At 67.8% G+C, this 379-nt stretch carries 1 pseudogene; it reads left to right on the forward strand.

Going from position 1 to position 379, the window contains the following annotated elements:
- Positions 1 to 379: pseudogene (locus tag AC0AIB_RS31620) on the forward strand (hypothetical protein); the annotation flags it as partial.

Below are 379 nucleotides of genomic sequence, written 5' to 3' on the forward strand. Positions count from 1 at the left end.
GTGGATCGTGTGCGTCGTGCGGGGGTGTCGGCGTTCGGTATTTCGGGGACGAATGCGCATCTGATTTTGGAGCAGGCTCCGGAGTTTGAGGAGGCCATGGCCGCTGGGTCCACCGATGCCGATGCCGATGGTGAAGGTGGTGCTGGTGGGTCCATGTCGGTGGTGCCGGTGGTGGTGTCGGGGCGGTCGGTGGGGGCGTTGCGGGCGCAGGCGGCCCGGTTGCGTGAGGTGTGCGCGGGACTTACCAGCGACGATGCCGGCCCTGGTGCGGGCGCTGGTGCGGGGTCTGGTGCGGGGTTGGTGGATGTGGGTTGGTCGTTGGTGTCGTCGCGGTCGGTGTTTGAGCATCGTGCGGTGGTGTTGGGTCGGGATGTCGCGG

It is taken from the genome of Micromonospora sp. DSM 43699, from assembly GCF_055517075.1.